The organism is Sphingopyxis sp. (genome assembly GCF_051861155.1).
Lineage (GTDB): Bacteria > Pseudomonadota > Alphaproteobacteria > Sphingomonadales > Sphingomonadaceae > Sphingopyxis.
The window spans coordinates 282-564 of sequence record NZ_JBHYDE010000020.1 but is presented as its reverse complement, the minus strand read 5'-3'; the positions used below and the strand labels follow the sequence as shown (position 1 = coordinate 564).

Below are 283 nucleotides of genomic sequence, written 5' to 3'. Positions count from 1 at the left end.
AATTGGGCGAACAGCCGTTCCAGGCTGATCCGGGCCGCGATGGCTGGCTCCTCGTCGGCTCCTATCAGTTCATCGGCAAGTTCGGTTTCATTAGCCCGGTATATCCGCCGCAAGTGATCAACCCAGCGGTAGCGCGCGATCGCCGCGAGCCAGGGCAGGAAGGCGCGCGTGGGATCCCATGTTGCCAGCTTGTGATGGAGCGCCAGCAAGGTTTCCTGAACGAGGTCGTCCAACTGCGAAGGCGCAACCCGCCGCCCGAAATAGCTCCGCAACCAGTGCTGGC

The 283-nt window shown here is 62.9% G+C and carries 1 protein-coding gene; it reads right to left on the bottom strand.

Going from position 1 to position 283, the window contains the following annotated elements:
* Positions 1-233, bottom strand: a 233-nt coding sequence (locus ACTIFP_RS17680; protein WP_439569989.1) for a sigma factor, incomplete at its 3' end; no start/stop codon positions are given.
* Between the last annotated feature and the right edge of the window lie 50 nt (positions 234-283).